The organism is Stappia indica, assembly GCF_020177335.1.
In the GTDB taxonomy this organism is placed as follows: domain Bacteria; phylum Pseudomonadota; class Alphaproteobacteria; order Rhizobiales; family Stappiaceae; genus Stappia; species Stappia indica_B.
Map to the genome: position 1 here is coordinate 738,670 of NZ_JAIVMG010000001.1, position 14,767 is coordinate 753,436.

The following is a 14,767-nucleotide window of genomic DNA, read 5'->3' on the forward strand; positions in this document are numbered from 1 at the left end:
CGAGAGACGTATTCGTCAACGCAAGCAGGCGACCGCGCGCGCCTGCCACACCTCAGGGCTTTGACCGGAACGACAAACCGACGAGATCGACCCCACCCCGCCAGTCGCTGCCAGACCTATTCGACCGGTAAACATATTCCTCTCTCGAAAAGCTGGAACCTCAATTTCGGTAGTGCGCATGCATGATACAACCAAAACGCGCAGGCGCAACCGAACTCGCTATTGAATTTTTGAGTCTCTTTTATTTCAATAGGTTGCCCTCCCTCTGGGAGGACCACGACTCAAAATTTGATCAGATAAATAATCATATCGATATTGTTGGTTGTTTTCTCTTTTAATACTCTTTTTGCGTGCAATTCTCGAGATGGCCACCGTTCCGCCAGAGGCCGCGCGCCCAGATCGCCCCTTATCCCGCACGTCAGATCGCGCCGGACAGGTCGGCCTGATCGTACCTTCCTGCAGCATCCCGGTTCCTTCCGGCGTGTCGTGATCCTCGCGCGCCGCAATGACATCCGTGCATTGCAAAGCTCTGGAGTCGCCCCGGTCGAGGTGCTATCCGCTTGAGCGTCGCCTGTGCGGCACAAGCGATGACGGAGACACCATGACCGACAAGAGAAAAGCGCACTGGGACACGGTTTATGACCAGAAGTCCGAGATGCAACTGAGCTGGCACCAGGAGGAGGCGCAGCTCTCGCTGGAACTGGCCAAACTGGCGGGCATTTCCGCCACCTCCTCCGCCATCGACATCGGCGGCGGCACATCCCGATTTGCTGGAACGCTGCTGGATCTGGGGCTCCGGGACGTCACGGTCCTCGACCTTTCCCAAGTCGCTCTCGATGCGGCGCGGCAGCGGCTGGGACAAGCCGGCGACGCCGTGACCTGGGTTGCCGCCGACATCACAACCTGGAGCCCCGACCGCCAGTATGATTTCTGGCACGACAGGGCCGTGTTCCATTTCCTGGTCGATGCCGAAGACCGCGCGGCCTATCTGAACAACCTCACAAAAGGATTGGTCGTTGGTGGCCATGCGATGATCGCGACCTTCGCGCCGGACGGGCCCGAGACCTGCAGCGGCCTCCCGGTTGCCCGGTACAGCCCGGAAGGCCTTGCCGAGGTTCTTGGGGAGCGCTTCGCGCTTGTCGCGCAGCGGCACCACCTGCACCAGACCCCATGGGGAAAGCCGCAGTCTTTCCAGTTCAGTCTCTTCCGCAAAGATCATTGATCCAGCGTCCGGCCCGGAGGAGACCGGACGGCTTCCAAGGAGGCCTCAGAACCAGTCTCGTCATCGCCCGTACCCCGCTCCACGGCCTGCCCGCACAGCTTGCCGTGCAGACGCAGGGCGGTGCCACGCCTTGCGGCTCCAGCATTCGGCTATTCCGAATACTGTTTCCGTGATTCCGGTAATTCTCCGTGCCTCACCAACGAGGCTAGGCTCCGGTCACACAGATGGCGTACGCCCTGGACCGACAAGACATCTTGCTGGCGGTCCGGCGTGCGCCTTCCCTCTCGCATGGAGCCTGCCATGAAAGCCATTGCCCTCACCCGCTATCTGCCGATCGATGATCCGGAAGCGCTCCTGGATGTCGACCTGCCCCGTCCGCAGCCGCAAGGCCGCGACCTTCTCGTCGCGGTCAAGGCGGTCGCGGTCAATCCGGTCGACACGAAGATACGCGCCCCCAAGGATGCGGTCGAGGAGGCCCCGCGCGTTCTGGGTTGGGACGCCAGCGGCGTCGTCGAGGCGGTCGGTCCGGATGTGACCCTGTTCCAGCCGGGCGATGCGGTGTTCTACGCCGGCGACATCACCCGCCCCGGCAGCAACCAGCAATTCCAGCTGGTGGATGAGCGGATCGTCGGGCGCAAGCCGAAGAGCCTCAGTCACGCGGAGGCGGCCGCCCTGCCGCTAACCTCGATCACCGCCTATGAGGCGTTCTTTCACCGGCTCGGCATTGACCGGGATGGCGCCGATGCCGGCCAGACACTCCTGATCATCGGCGGCGCCGGCGGGGTCGGCTCGATCGGCATCCAGCTCGCCAAGCGCGCCGGGCTCACCGTGCTTGCCACCGCCTCGCGCCCTGAAACCATCGCCTGGGTGAAGGAGCTTGGCGCGGATCACGTGATCAATCACCGCGAACCGATGGTCGAGCAGGTGCGGGCGCTTGGCATGGAGCACGTGGATCACATCGCCATCTTCAACGACATGCGTCACTGGGCGGAGGCCGTCGAACTGATCCGGCCGCAGGGTGGCATCGTCTCCATCGACGACACCGATCTGCCGATGCCCATGGAGCTGATGAAGACCAAGGCAGCCAGTCTGCACTGGGAACTGATGTTCACCCGCGCCATGTTCCGGACGCCGGACATGATCGAGCAGCACCGGCTGCTGTGCTTCATCGCCGACCAGATCGACCGCGGCTTTCTTCGCACCACCCTCGACACGGAGCTATCGCCGATCAACGCGGCGACCTTGCGCGAGGCGCACCGGCGCATCGAAACCGGAACCGCCAGGGGCAAGATCGTGATCAGCGGTTTCGACGCAGCCTGATCCGACAAACTCCGGCGCCGGCAGGTCATCCACCGGCGCCGGAGCGCATCACTTGGGCCGTGCTCGCCTCACCCCCTCTTCAGGCCGGGACGCCCAGGCGGGTGAGTGCCTGGGGCAGGTCCTCAAGACTGTCGATCAAAAGATCGGCGCCAAGATCCTCCGCCGGGACGGTGGTGTAGCCGCCACGCACGGCAATGGAGGCCATGGCAGCCGCCTTCGCCGCGTCGATATCGGCAGGGCTGTCGCCAACCATCACGCAGCCGGAGACCGGAAACCCGAGCGCGGTGGCCGTATGAAGAAGCATGTCCGGCGCGGGCTTGCGCACCGGTCCGCTGTCGCCGCCAAGGATCAGGGCCACGTACGCATCCAGACCGAAATGGCTGACGATCCTGCGGGACAGGGCCTCGGGCTTGTTGGTCACCACCGCCGCCGCGATGCCGCGTTGCGCACAAAATGCAAGAATGTCCGCCGCGCCGGGCAGCAGCACCGTCTCGTCGACGAGATGGCGACCGTAGATCTCCATCATCGCGGCGACCTCGCCATCGAACCTTTCGCCCGCAAGCATATGTCCCCGCGCGGCAAACGCCCGCTCCACCAGCTTGGCGATGCCGTTGCCGACCATCGCCCGCACCTCATCGGAGGACAGCGGCGGCTCGCCGCGCGCCTCCAGCAACAGGTTCACCGATGTGGTCAGGTCCGGCACGGAATCGATCAGCGTCCCATCGAGATCGAACAGGATCGCCTGGGGTTGTGCTTCCGCCCTCATCGGTTGGTTCGTCCCGGTCATTGTGCAGCGTCCCTGTAGGCCGTCGGCGCGCTGGCAAGCGTCTGGCGGATATGGGCGATCTGTTCCGCCCGCCCCGTGCTGCCATCGGCCGCGTAGTTGAGATTGCGGAACTGGCCGGTCAGCCGGGTGAAGAACGCCCGCACGGCGGCTTTGTCCGGAAATTCGAACTCCTGCGCCGCCACCTGATAGACCAGATCGAAGGTCTCCTTCTGGCGCGGCAACGGCGCGGAGGCATCCACATCGTCAAAGGCATCCTGCTGCAGATAGACCATATCCAGGAACAGCGCCTTCTGCTGGGTGACGAAATCCTCGGTGGTCACGCCGTCCTCGCCGGTCACCTGCATCATGCGGGCGATCTCGTCGCCGCGCCTGAGCAGTTCCACCATCTCATCGACACGCTCGCCCCAATCATCCCCGGCTTCGCGGGCGTACCAGTCGGCGAGTTGCGGGCGGTAGCGCGACCAGGACAGCAGCGGATCGACCGCCGGATAGAACCGCTTGTAGGCGCGGTCATAGGACAGGCCGAGAAAGGTCTTGACCGTGCCGAGGGTCGACTGGGTCACCGGCTCCTCGAAATTGCCGCCGGCCGGCGACACCGTGCCCATCACCGTCAGGCTGCCGGTCTCGCCATGGGCGGTACGGAACACGCCGGCGCGCTCGTAGATGCCCTTGATGGCCGAATCCAGATAGGCCGGGAACGCCTCCTCGCCGGGGATTTCCTCCAGTCGCCCGGAGGTCTCGCGCATGGCCTGCGCCCAGCGCGAGGTGGAATCGGCGATCAGCAACACGTCGTAGCCCATCTGCCGGTAGTACTCGCCCAGCGTGATGCCCGTGTAGATCGAGGCCTCGCGCGCCGCCACCGGCATGGAGGAGGTGTTGCAGACCAGAACGGTGCGGTCCATCAGCGTGCCGTCGCCGGACGGATCCGGCTGGCTGGGAAACTCGGTGATCGTCTCCACCACCTCGCCGGCGCGCTCGCCGCAGGCAACCACGATAACGATATCGACGGCGGAAAACCGCGAGATCAGCGATTGCAGCACGGTCTTGCCGGCGCCGAACGGCCCGGGAATGCAGCCCGTTCCACCACGGGCGATGGGAAAGAAGGTGTCGATCAGGCGAATGGTGGTGATCAGCGGTTCGGACGGGTAAAGCCGCTCGCTCTGACCAGTGCGGGTCAGTGCCTCGGGGATCGACCGGCGCACGGGCCAGCGCTGCATCAAGGTCAGGTCATGGCGCTCGCCGCGCGCATCGCGCAAGGTCGCAACCACCTCCTCGATGGTGAAGGCCCCTTCCCGCACCCGCTCCACGGTAAAGCTGCCGCGAAAGCCGAAGGGCACCATGATCCGGTGGGCAAAGCGCCCCTCCGGCACCGTGCCCAAGGTGTCGCCGGCGCGGACCACATCGCCGGAGGCCACCGTCGGGGTGAAGGCCCACTTGCGCCGGGTGTCGAGGGCGGGCACCAGCACGCCGCGCGGCAGGAAGAAGCCATGGCTGGCCGCGACCTCGGCAAGCGGCGTCTGCATGCCGTCGAACACACCGCTGAGCAGGCCCGGTCCGAGCATCGCCGAGAGCATCTCGCCGCTCTGGATCACCTTGTCGCCGATCCGCACCCCTTGCGTGCTTTCGAACACCTGCGCCTCGGCGGATGTGCCGCGCACACGCAGGACCTCCGCCTTCAGATATTCGCGGGGGCGGCCCAGCCGCTCCGGGCCGTGCGGGATGATGTAGATCACCTCGTTCTTGACCAGCGGCGCATCGCCCAGCGGGGCAATGGACACCAGGTCATCCTGAACGGCGATGACCTCGGCGGTCGGTTCGGGCAGGGCAGCATCCCGGGTCATGAAGCGATCTCCCGATGGGTGAACACACCGGCGGCAATACCGTCGGAGGGCGCGGCGTCCATGGCCGCGTCGAGCAAACCGCCGAGCCGCGCCGTAGCCCGCTCCGCGTCATACTGGCGCCAGCGCTCCACCAGCCGCCAGCGCAGCACGTAGATCACCACCGCCTCGAAATCGAATTCGTGGCCCTCGGCCAGCCGGTCCATCTGCCGGAAGGCCTCCGACAGGATCACCCGCTCCAGACCGATGCGGTCATCCTTCGCCAGCTTTGCCTGCGCCTCGCCGACCCAGGGCATGAAATGGCCGAGACCGAAGGCGGGATCGGACCAGTTGGCGCGCATGGTGCCAAGCCAGCGGCCATAGCCCCAGTCGGCAATCTCGCCCGCATCACCCGCCCCGTCCCGCCGCCGCCGCAAGGCCGCGACGATGGTGCGCGTCTCCAGCCGGGCCCGCAGGATCTCCTGCAAGGCCGGATAAGCCCCAAGCCGCCCCATCACCTGCCGGCAGCGATCGATGATCTGCGCATCGCTGTCCAGTTGCGCCACCCGGTCCCAGGCAATCGCCGCGACGACCTCGTCAAGCAATGCCCGATGCTCCGCACTAAGCTGTTCCAGCCGGGCTTCCAGCCGAAACCGGGAGATCGGCAGATGCGCCTCGGTGAAGAGCCGCCCCAGATAGGGAAGACTGGCGGCAAGGGTGACATACTCGTAGCGGCCGGGCATCAGATCAGCGCACCACGCCATCCATCACCGCATGGAAGCGCGGCTGAAGGTGCTTCATCAGCAGCGGCGCAATCGCCTCCTCGGTGATGTTGACCGTCAGGTCCTTGTTGACAATGCGAATGCGAATGCCCTCGAACCCCGCCCCCGCGCTGAAGGTCACACCCTCGCGCAGCACATTGGCGGCCAGCGACACGACGAAATGGCTGAGGGTGCCCTCGCGCGCCTCTTCGGGAGAGCGGCGCAATTCCTCGAAGGTGACGACCCGCTCCGGCAACTCGATCTCCACCTGATCGGCGTTGTCCATGTCCGCATCCTGCCGCGCGCGTCCGGCCATCGCCAGGATCAGCTTTTGCAGGAAAGCCTCGTCGGCGAAGGATTCGCGCAAAAGGCGGGAGGTTTCCTCGCCAATGCGTGCGGCGATCTCGTTGCGCAGGCTGAGCACCACATCGCGGGCAGCGATCTTCAGGGCATCCGCCGTCGCCGCCTTTTCCGCTTCCGCATCCCGGTGCGCCGCGTCGCGCAGATGTGCCGCCTGGGCCTCCGCCTCGGCGATGATCGCCTCCGCCTTGGCACGGGCGGAGGCCAGCAGGGCCTCGGCCTGCTCTTGCCCGGCGGCGATCCCCTCGCCGCGCAACCGGTCGATCAGCGCCTGAACGCCCTCGCCCGCCGCGCTTGGAACGGTGTTGTTGTCGCCCGTCTTTGCCATGATCCTGTTCCCGTTCGTTGCGGCGTGGTTACCCCGGAATGGTACCGCTCAGCACCAGCGCGAACACCAGCGCGAACACCGCGAAGCCTTCCAGCACCGCCGCCGGCGCCAGCGAGATGCCGAAGATTTCCGGCTTGGCCTTGGAGGCGCTGATGGCAGAGGCGAGCACGTCGCCCTGGCGCAGGCCGATGTACAGAAGGGCAATGCCCGCCAGCAGGCCGATGCCGAAGATCGCGGTTGCGGCCTCGGCGGTCATCGGATCGCGCTGCAGCGAGAACATGATGACGATGCCGTAGATCACCTGGGAGGACGGCATCAGCGACACGCCGATGAACCGGCCATAACCGGACTCGGTGTCGAGCATCGCACCGATCGCCGCGCTGCCGGCGCGGGCACAGCCAATGCTGCTGCCGATGGCCCCGAGCGCCACCGGCGCGAAGAGACCGACCCACCCAAGAACGAGAAGGAGTTCAGTCACAAGCGTGTCTCCTCTTTGCGGAATGGGCGGAATGGACGCCCCTCTTCCGACATACCCCAATTGAAGAATTCGATGACGTTGAGCCGCAGCCCGTGAACAGTGCCGGCGATCAGCCCCAGCCCCATGTTGATGGCATGCCCGGCCACCAGCACCACCAGCGCCAGCAGCACGCCGACGCCGGGCACCGCATGTACCAGTTGCCCGGCCTGGGCGTTGATGGTCGCCGCCAGCGACGCAGCGGCAAGGCCGAGGGCGAACAGGCGCATGTAGCTGAGCACATCGCTGAAGATATTCACCACCCGGGCCAGGCCCATGAGCCCGGCGGCCACCCGCGCGCCAAGACCGCGCAGGGAAGAGACCGGGCGGTCGCTGGCGAAGACCGCCACGACGCCAAGCCCAAGACCGATGCCGGCAATACCGAGATCGGCGATCACGCCCGTTCCGCCGGCGAGATAGGCGGTGAGCCCACCCAGTGCCACCAGGCACCAGCCGAGCGGCGGCAACCGGCCGACGGTCCCCCGCCCGTGCCAGGCACTCACCAGATTGGCGATGACGAGATGCAGAACGCCGATGCCGACGGTGACCTTCATCATCGCGTCCACATTGGCAAGATCCACCAGATTGAGGCGGGCGAAGACGGTGCCCGCCTTTGGCTCGACGCCGAAATAACTGCCGGTCAGCACGCCAAATACCGTAGTGGACAGCGCCAGCCAATATCCCATCACCAGCATCCGCCGGCTGGTCGGCGAGCCGGAAAATCGGCCACGGAAGGCGAACAACAGCGCCAGCAGCAACAGCCCGTAGCCCGCATCGGTCATGATCATGCCGAAGAAGACGATGAAGGACACGTAGACGATGGCCGACGGATCCCAGCCGCGATAGCCCGGGGTCTGGTAGAACTCGACCAGATTCTCGCCGGCGGCCAGCCCGGGCGCGTTTTCCAGAAGGGTCGGCGGTGCGTCATCTCCGCCCGGCTTTTCCACGTGAGCGGCAATGCCGAGGCGGGCGGCCAACCGCTCGATTTCCTCGACCTGATCGGCGCGAGCCCAGGCCTGCATGACGAAGATGCGCCCGACCTCGGCTGTCTCCAGCGCCGCCCGCCGCCGCGCCGCGCTGTCCCGGGCCCGGGCAAGATTGCCGGCGAGCAGCATCCGCCACTTGCTCAGGTCGCGGCGCTGCATCCACAGATCGTCGAGCCGGATTTCCACCGCCTCAAGCTGGGTCTCCAGCGCCGACAGCGCATGGGCACCAATATGCACCCGTGGCACCGGCATGGCCGAGGCCGGCGGCTCCTGCGGCGACAACACCACCATGAAGGCCGTCCGCCGGTCGCGATAGACCGTCTCGACGGTCAGGCCGGCCGGCTTCAGCCGGCTTTCCTGCCCTAACGGCACCTCATAGAACCAGAGGCGATAGCCGCCGAGCTCCTCCACATCGGGAAAAGCGAACTCGCCCCAGCGGCCGACATCGGCAATGCGCTTGAGCAGCGCCGCCTTCTCGTCCTCCGCCTGGCGCAGGGCACGCCGGTTCTCGCCCGCAGCCGTGATCACCGCCTGCACGTCGAAACCCCCGTCGCGCGTGATCACCCGGCGCGGCGCTGGACAGTCCATCAACCAGCGCAGGGCGTTCATCGCCTCGCGCCCGGTGCCGCTGGGCACCGCTTCCAGCTCCTTTTGCGCATTGCGCAAGGGGATCAGATGCAAGCCGCCGAAGGCCTGCGCCGCATCGAGCACCGCCTCCTTGTCTTCCAGCATGCCCAGCAGGCTGACCTTGCGCAGGGGGACGATGGTCATAGCTCGGCCATCCTTGCGCCTGCCGCCCGCGCGGCGGTCTTGCGCTTTGCCAGCTTGGCGCGGATCACCGCCTCCCGATCCGCATCGGCGAGCGCCATGCGGATCCGGCGGATGTTGCCCTCCGCGCGGGGGATCAGCACCTTCTCGAACAGATTGACCCTGCGGGAAATCACCCGCTCCGCCTCGATCAGCGTTTCCAGCCGCGCATGAGCGATATCCCGCTCCAGCTGCAAGCGGATCAGCTCGCGCAAGGCCGTGACAACCGCGTCGACCCAATGCGGCCGCCCGAGGCGCGGATAGTCGCGCACGGTGATACTTACATCGCCCAGCACCGGCAGCAAGGTTCCGGAGAGGTTGCGCGCGCTCACCTCCACGTGCTCCAGGGTCACAAGCCCATCGAGCGGAACGTCTTCATTGGCCAGCATCGGCAAGGCGGCGCCGGTCTTCGCCACCAGCGTCTTCACCTCCTCGTCGAGCCGGGCAGCCTCGGTCTTCGCCCGCGCCCGCTCGGAGACGATCTGCAGCCGTTTCAGCTCCAGCGAGGGCAGAAAGCGCCGGTATTCGGCAAGATGCCCTATTTCGCGGGCCAGCGAGGACTTGTTGAGCGCGACCCGGCTCATCCCACCGCCTCGACCTTCGCCTGATCGGCCTCGCCGTTCTGATGCGGGAAATACCGATCGATGAGATCCTGCTTCATCAGGAGTTGCTCGGGCCGGAAGCATTCCGCCAAGGTCTGCCAGCACAGATCCAGTGCGGTCTCCAGCGACATGGACACCTCGATGTTCATGAACCGCTCGCGGAACAGCGTGCCGAAGCGCAAGAGCTGCAGGTCATAGTCGGAGAGCTCAAAGGCCATCGACTGTTTCTGCTCCGCCTCGCGCGCGCCGGAATAAAACCGGATCATGGTGTTCATGATCTGGCCGTGATCCTCGCGCGTGACCTTGCCGATCACATGTTGCTTGAGCCGCGACAGGGAGCCGAACGGGTCGAGCACACCGCTGTGCAGGTAGAACTGTCCCTCGGTGATGTAACCGGTGTTGTCCGGCACCGGATGGGTGACGTCATTGCCGGGCATCGTCGTCACCGACAGGATGGTCACCGAGCCGGAACCACGGAAATCGCAGGCCTTTTCGTAGCGCCGCGCCAATTGCGAATAGAGGTCGCCCGGGTAGCCCCGGTTGGCCGGCACCCGCTCCATGGCAATCGACACTTCCTTCAGCGCGTCGGCGAAGGCGGTCATGTCGGTCAGGAGCACCAGGACGCGCTTGCCCTCCTCGACGGCGAATTTCTCCGCCACCGCCAGCGCCATGTCCGGCACCAGCAGCCGCTCCACCACCGGATCGGATGCCTGGTTGACGAACATCACCGTGCGCGGGAAGACGCCGGCATCTTCGAACTGCTTCCGAAAGAAGGCGTAATCGTCGAAGATCAACCCAAGCCCGCCGAACACCACCACATCCGCATCCGCCTGGATGCCGATGCGCGCCAGAAACGGATTGTACGGCTCACCGGAGACGGAAAAGATCGGGATCTTCTGGCTTTCCACCAGGCAGTTGAACACGTCGATCATCGGCACATCGGTGCGGATCATGCGCGAGGCCAGCACCCGCTTCATCGGATTGGCCGAGGGGCCGCCGATGGGAATGGCCGGGTCATGCGACAGATCCGGCCCCCGGTCGATCGGCACGCCCGCACCGTCGAACACCCGGCCAAGAATGCTGCCGGAGAAGGTGACCTGCATCGCTTCGCCGAGGAAACGCACCTCGGCGTTGTTGGGCAGCCCCTTGGTACCGAAGTTGACCTGAAGGGAAACCATCTCGCCGTCAATGCCGATGACCTGCGCCAGCGAGGCAAAGCCGTTGTCGCTGGTCACCCGGGCAAGATCGCCGAGACAGGGTTGCCCCTCGCTCTTTCCAGCGCCGGCGCCAGCGCGAATTCGGATGATGTCGCCAACGATATCGACAATGCGTGTATGGGACACCAGCATGATTTATCCCTCGTTCTCGTTACCGACCCCAGGGTATGCGCCCCCGGGCGATGACCGCAACACGTGTGCCGAGTATTGCCGTCGCCCTTTCATTGTGCAACGCAAAAAATATCAAGGGCATGACGATCTCCCCAGGGCAAGGGATCACCGGAAAGGTCACTCGCCAGGCGCGCAATTTCGCGAAAAGGCACCGAAAGATCGGTAAAGATCAATATTTGAGCTTGTCGACGCGCGCTCACCGACCATAGCATCGCCGCCGTCGGATCCGCTCCCTTCGCGACCATTGGCCCCAGCGGCGCGACCCGGCGTTTCAAGGCGCGACCCACTTCGGGGCGCTCGATCGACTTTTGGACAAGGATCACCGAATGACCAGATTCACGCGCCCCGCGCTTGCCCTGACCGCCGCGAGCGCGGCCCTCGCCACTGGCGCCACCCCGGCGCTCGCCCATCTCAACCCCGGCGAGCACGGCTCGTTCGCCGCCGGCTTTTCCCATCCGATGTTCGGGGCCGATCACATCCTGGCGATGGTCGCTGTCGGCCTCTGGGCCTGGCAGATCGGCGGCAAGGCGCTGCTTGGCGTGCCTGCCGCCTTCGTCGGCGCAATGCTCGCCGGCTTCGTGCTCGCCATCGCCGGCGTGCCGCTCCCATTCGTTGAGCCGGCGATTCTCGCCTCGGTGATCGCCATCGGCCTGCTCGCTGCCCTCGCCGTCCGTCTGCCGGTCGGACCTTGCGCGGTGATCGTCGCCGCCTTCGCCCTGTTCCATGGCCATGCCCATGGCGGCGAGATCGGCGCGGCAACGCAGGTCGCCTATGGCGCCGGCTTTGCCCTGGCGACCGCCCTGCTGCACGGCGCCGGCCTTGCCATCGGCTATGGCGCGGGCGCGCTGTTCGGACGGTCCGGCCTGTCCGGCCTCACCGTCACCCGGGTGCTTGGCGGCCTGACCGCGCTGGCCGGCGCCGCGCTGATCTGGGCCTGAGCCAGCGCGCACATCGACAGCTGCGGTTGATCTTCCGCAACGCCCGGTAGCTGATACTGGGCTATGCTGAACTCCAGCCGGACGGGCCGATGCGGCCCGCCCGGCCTCTCTCGTCCATCGCAGACCGCGGGAAGGAGACAGCATGCCAAGCACCATGAAAGCGGCCGTCGTCCGGGAATTCGGAGCCCCGCTCCAGATTTCCGAAGTCGCCAAGCCGGAGGTCGCGCCCGGCAAGATCATCGTCAAGATCGCCGCCAGCGGCGTGTGCCACACGGACCTTCATGCCGCCGAGGGCGACTGGCCGGTCAAGCCGCAGCCGCCGTTCATTCCCGGACATGAAGGCGTTGGCCATGTGGCTGCCGTCGGCGCCGGTGTCACCTCCGTGAGGGAAGGCGACCGGGTCGGTGTGCCGTGGCTGCACACGGCCTGCGGCCACTGCAAGCACTGCGTCGGCGGCTGGGAAACCCTCTGCGGCGACCAGCAGAACACCGGCTACAGCGTCAATGGCGGCTTTGCCGACTACGTTCTCGCCGATCCCGATTATGTGGGCCATCTGCCCGATGGGCTGGAGTTCAACCCGGCCGCGCCGGTGTTGTGCGCCGGGGTCACCGTCTACAAGGGCCTGAAGGAAACCGAGGCCCGGCCCGGCCAGACCGTGGTCATCACCGGCATTGGCGGGCTTGGCCACATGGCGGTGCAATACGCCAAGGCGATGGGCTTTCACGTCATCGCCGTCGATATCGCCGAGGACAAGCTGGCGCTGGCACGCGATCTCGGCGCCGACCTGACGATCAATGCGCTCGAAGCCGATCCGGCAGAAGAGGTGCAGAAAGGCGGCGGGGCGGAAGGGGTACTGGTCACCGCCGTTTCGCCGAAGTCGTTCAGCCAGGGCTTTCACATGCTGGCACGCGGCGGCACCATGAGCCTTGTCGGCCTGCCGCCGGGCGATTTCCCGCTGCCGATCTTCGACACGGTGCTGAACCGCAAGACCATTCGCGGCTCCATCGTCGGCACGCGCAACGATCTGGCCGAGGCGATGCAATTCGCCGCCGAAGGCAAGGTCGCCGCCCATTACACCACCGACCGTCTCGACAACATCAACGCCATCTTCGACCGGATGCGGGCCGGCACGATCGATGGACGGATCGTGATGGAAATCTGACCAGAGGGAAGCGCCGCCGCGTCCTGTCCGGCGCGGCGGCCTCCCCGCCTCGGGCCTAAAACTCCGCCCGGGTGATCCAGTCGTGATCGGGATGGTTCTGGAAACGCCACTTGCGCAAGGGGCCGGCCATCACGTTGAGATAGTACATCTCATAGCCATAGGGCGCGCCGCAGGGGTGATGCCCCTTGGGCACCAGCACCACATCGCCATCGGAGACCGCCATGGTCTCGTCCAGCGCGCCATCCTCGGTGAAGACCCGCTGGAAGCCGAAGCCCTGCGCCGGATTGAGCCGGTGATAGTAGGTTTCCTCCAGATAGGTCATCTCCGGGAAGGCATCCTCGTCATGACGGTGCGGCGGGTAGGACGACCAGTTGCCCTGGGGGGTGAACACCTCGGTCACCAGCAGGCTGTCGGCGATGTCCTTGTCCTCCATGGCGATGGGATGGATGTAGCGGGTGTTGGCGCCGCGCCCGCGCTCCTCGAAGCCAATATTCTCGATCCGGCGCACCGGATGGTTGCCCTTGCCCGGGGCGGTGCAGACCGCCAGGGTGCATGCGGTGGTCGCCCGGGCGCTCCAGTTGCTGCCGTTCGGCACATAGACGCAATCGGGCACCTTGCGCTCGAACACGCTCATGCGGGTGCCGAGTTCGCCGAAGGATTGGCCGCCGGCGTCGATCTCCGCCCGCCCCTCGACCAGCACCAGGATCGCCTCCCGGTCACCGGTCGCCTCGGCGGCGCTTTCGCCCGGCGCCAGGTGATAGAGCCCGAAGCCGACATAGCCCCAGCCGGCGCTTTCCGGCGTGATGTCATGCACCTTGCCGCTCTTGCCGTTTGGCCTGACCAGAAGATCCGCCATCAGTTCGTCTCCCTTGCCGGGGCCTTGTCGAGCCCGCAGTCCCGCGCCATGCGCCGCAGGGCCTGAAGCCCCATCGACTGATAGTGGACCGGATCGCGCTGATCCGGGTCCTGCTCCGCTTCGATCACCAACCAGCCGGAATAACCATGCTCGGCGGCGATGCGCAGCACCGGTTCGAAGGCCACGCCCCCGTCCGGATCGCCCGGTACGGTGAAGACGCCGCGCCGCACGCCTTCCAGGAAGCTCAAGCCCTGTTCGCGCACCTCGGCCATGACATCGGGCCGCACGTTCTTGGCGTGCAAGTGGCTCACCCGCCCCATGTGCCGGCGGGCCAGCGCCTCCGGGTCGCCACCGCCGAAAAAGGCGTGGCCGGTGTCGAGCAGCAACCGGGTCGCCGGGCCGGTCTCGGCCATGAACCGGTCGATCTCCGCTTCGCTCTCCACCACCGTGCCCATGTGGTGATGATAGACCAGCGGCACGCCCTCGGCCGCGCAATGGGCGGCGACCGCCTCCACATCCTTGCAGAAGGCGGCGAACCGCTCCGGATCGAGCCGGGGCCGGTCATTGACCGGTGTGTCATCGGCGCCATGCACCGCGTTGGAGGTCTCGCAGGCGATGCAAACCGGCGAGCCCATCGCCTTCAACCGATCAAGATGCGGCTGGATCGCGCGGATTTCCTCCTCGACCGAGCGGGTCAGGAGGTTGAGCGAATACCAGGCGGAGACGAACCGCAGGCCATGGGGCTCCAGCACGGCGCGCAGTTCTTCCGGGTCGACCGGGAACTTGTGGCCGTTCTCGATGCCGTCGAAGCCGATCTCGCCCGCCTGACGCAGGCAGGTTTCCAGCGGGATATGGGCGCCGAGGGTCTGGTCATCGTCGTTCGACCAGGCAATCGGGTTGGTGCCATAGAGGATCATCG

At 66.0% G+C, this 14,767-nt stretch carries 15 protein-coding genes; 4 read left to right on the forward strand and 11 right to left on the reverse strand.

What is annotated here, in order from left to right; all coding sequences use genetic code 11:
- Window positions 1-601 precede the first annotated feature (601 nt).
- Complete coding sequence (locus LC062_RS03270) at window positions 602-1,222, forward strand: class I SAM-dependent methyltransferase (protein WP_224909574.1); 621 nt, start codon at window positions 602-604, stop codon at window positions 1,220-1,222.
- Window positions 1,223-1,522: 300 nt separating this feature from the next.
- Entirely contained in the window at window positions 1,523-2,542 is a 1,020-nt protein-coding gene (locus tag LC062_RS03275) for a zinc-binding alcohol dehydrogenase family protein (protein WP_224909575.1), read from the forward strand.
- 79 nt (window positions 2,543-2,621) lie between these two features.
- On the opposite strand, the gene gph is transcribed toward LC062_RS03275, so the two are convergent.
- The 9 genes from gph to LC062_RS03320 all read right to left on the reverse strand — a co-directional run bounded on the left by gph (window position 2,622) and on the right by LC062_RS03320 (window position 11,215).
- The gene (gene gph, locus LC062_RS03280) at window positions 2,622-3,329 is read right to left on the reverse strand and encodes a phosphoglycolate phosphatase (RefSeq protein WP_224909576.1); all 708 of its coding nucleotides are present in this window, start codon (window positions 3,327-3,329) and stop codon (window positions 2,622-2,624) included.
- A complete protein-coding gene (locus LC062_RS03285; protein WP_224909577.1) occupies window positions 3,326-5,170 on the reverse strand; it encodes a V-type ATP synthase subunit A in 1,845 nt (614 codons plus the stop codon). The genes gph and LC062_RS03285 overlap by 4 nt, the downstream gene beginning before the upstream one ends.
- Window positions 5,167-5,910, reverse strand: coding sequence for a hypothetical protein (locus LC062_RS03290; protein ID WP_224909578.1), 744 nt, complete (start codon window positions 5,908-5,910; stop codon window positions 5,167-5,169). Before LC062_RS03290 ends, LC062_RS03285 begins: the two co-directional genes overlap by 4 nt.
- The gene (locus LC062_RS03295) at window positions 5,894-6,595 is read right to left on the reverse strand and encodes a hypothetical protein (RefSeq protein WP_224909579.1); all 702 of its coding nucleotides are present in this window, start codon (window positions 6,593-6,595) and stop codon (window positions 5,894-5,896) included. Before LC062_RS03295 ends, LC062_RS03290 begins: the two co-directional genes overlap by 17 nt.
- 28 nt (window positions 6,596-6,623) lie before the next feature.
- Window positions 6,624-7,073 (reverse strand): ATP synthase subunit C, encoded by a 450-nt coding sequence (locus LC062_RS03300; RefSeq protein WP_181758277.1) that lies wholly within the window; start codon window positions 7,071-7,073, stop codon window positions 6,624-6,626.
- A complete protein-coding gene (locus LC062_RS03305) occupies window positions 7,070-8,866 on the reverse strand; it encodes a V-type ATP synthase subunit I (protein ID WP_224909580.1) in 1,797 nt (598 codons plus the stop codon). Before LC062_RS03305 ends, LC062_RS03300 begins: the two co-directional genes overlap by 4 nt.
- On the reverse strand, window positions 8,863-9,486 hold the full coding sequence (locus LC062_RS03310) for a V-type ATP synthase subunit D (protein WP_224909581.1): 624 nt from the start codon (window positions 9,484-9,486) through the stop codon (window positions 8,863-8,865). The genes LC062_RS03305 and LC062_RS03310 overlap by 4 nt, the downstream gene beginning before the upstream one ends.
- A complete protein-coding gene (locus tag LC062_RS03315) occupies window positions 9,483-10,853 on the reverse strand; it encodes a V-type ATP synthase subunit B (protein WP_224909582.1) in 1,371 nt (456 codons plus the stop codon). The genes LC062_RS03310 and LC062_RS03315 overlap by 4 nt, the downstream gene beginning before the upstream one ends.
- Window positions 10,854-10,942: 89 nt before the next feature.
- Complete coding sequence (locus tag LC062_RS03320) at window positions 10,943-11,215, reverse strand: hypothetical protein (RefSeq protein WP_224909583.1); 273 nt, start codon at window positions 11,213-11,215, stop codon at window positions 10,943-10,945.
- A 3-nt stretch (window positions 11,216-11,218) separates the two neighbouring features.
- Here LC062_RS03320 and LC062_RS03325 point away from each other — a divergent pair, with 3 nt between their 5' ends.
- Both LC062_RS03325 and adhP read left to right on the forward strand, forming a co-directional pair.
- Window positions 11,219-11,830: a HupE/UreJ family protein gene (locus LC062_RS03325; RefSeq protein WP_224909584.1), complete on the forward strand. Its 612-nt coding sequence runs from the start codon at window positions 11,219-11,221 to the stop codon at window positions 11,828-11,830.
- A 142-nt stretch (window positions 11,831-11,972) separates the two neighbouring features.
- A complete protein-coding gene (gene adhP, locus LC062_RS03330; RefSeq protein ID WP_224909585.1) occupies window positions 11,973-12,992 on the forward strand; it encodes an alcohol dehydrogenase AdhP in 1,020 nt (339 codons plus the stop codon).
- 55 nt (window positions 12,993-13,047) lie between these two features.
- On the opposite strand, the gene iolB is transcribed toward adhP, so the two are convergent.
- Together iolB and iolE are read right to left on the reverse strand one after the other, a co-directional pair.
- Window positions 13,048-13,848 carry a 5-deoxy-glucuronate isomerase gene (gene iolB, locus LC062_RS03335; protein WP_224909586.1) on the reverse strand — a complete coding sequence of 267 codons (801 nt, stop codon included), beginning with the start codon at window positions 13,846-13,848 and terminating at the stop codon, window positions 13,048-13,050.
- Complete coding sequence (gene iolE, locus LC062_RS03340; protein ID WP_224909587.1) at window positions 13,848-14,765, reverse strand: myo-inosose-2 dehydratase; 918 nt, start codon at window positions 14,763-14,765, stop codon at window positions 13,848-13,850. The genes iolB and iolE overlap by 1 nt, the downstream gene beginning before the upstream one ends.
- Window positions 14,766-14,767 lie beyond the last annotated feature (2 nt).

Bases quoted from the DNA above. Each gene is read 5' to 3' on its own strand.
- LC062_RS03325 (WP_224909584.1), top strand. From the start codon at position 11,219: ATGACCAGATTCACGCGCCCCGCGCTTGCCCTGACCGCCGCGAGCGCG.
- LC062_RS03275 (WP_224909575.1), top strand. From the start codon at position 1,523: ATGAAAGCCATTGCCCTCACCCGCTATCTGCCGATCGATGATCCGGAA.
- LC062_RS03285 (WP_224909577.1), bottom strand. From the start codon at position 5,170: ATGACCCGGGATGCTGCCCTGCCCGAACCGACCGCCGAGGTCATCGCC.
- LC062_RS03305 (WP_224909580.1), bottom strand. From the start codon at position 8,866: ATGACCATCGTCCCCCTGCGCAAGGTCAGCCTGCTGGGCATGCTGGAA.
- adhP (WP_224909585.1), top strand. From the start codon at position 11,973: ATGCCAAGCACCATGAAAGCGGCCGTCGTCCGGGAATTCGGAGCCCCG.
- LC062_RS03315 (WP_224909582.1), bottom strand. From the start codon at position 10,853: ATGCTGGTGTCCCATACACGCATTGTCGATATCGTTGGCGACATCATC.
- iolE (WP_224909587.1), bottom strand. From the start codon at position 14,765: ATGATCCTCTATGGCACCAACCCGATTGCCTGGTCGAACGACGATGAC.
- LC062_RS03295 (WP_224909579.1), bottom strand. From the start codon at position 6,595: ATGGCAAAGACGGGCGACAACAACACCGTTCCAAGCGCGGCGGGCGAG.
- LC062_RS03290 (WP_224909578.1), bottom strand. From the start codon at position 5,910: ATGGCGTGGTGCGCTGATCTGATGCCCGGCCGCTACGAGTATGTCACC.
- iolB (WP_224909586.1), bottom strand. From the start codon at position 13,848: ATGGCGGATCTTCTGGTCAGGCCAAACGGCAAGAGCGGCAAGGTGCAT.
- LC062_RS03270 (WP_224909574.1), top strand. From the start codon at position 602: ATGACCGACAAGAGAAAAGCGCACTGGGACACGGTTTATGACCAGAAG.
- LC062_RS03310 (WP_224909581.1), bottom strand. From the start codon at position 9,486: ATGAGCCGGGTCGCGCTCAACAAGTCCTCGCTGGCCCGCGAAATAGGG.
- gph (WP_224909576.1), bottom strand. From the start codon at position 3,329: ATGACCGGGACGAACCAACCGATGAGGGCGGAAGCACAACCCCAGGCG.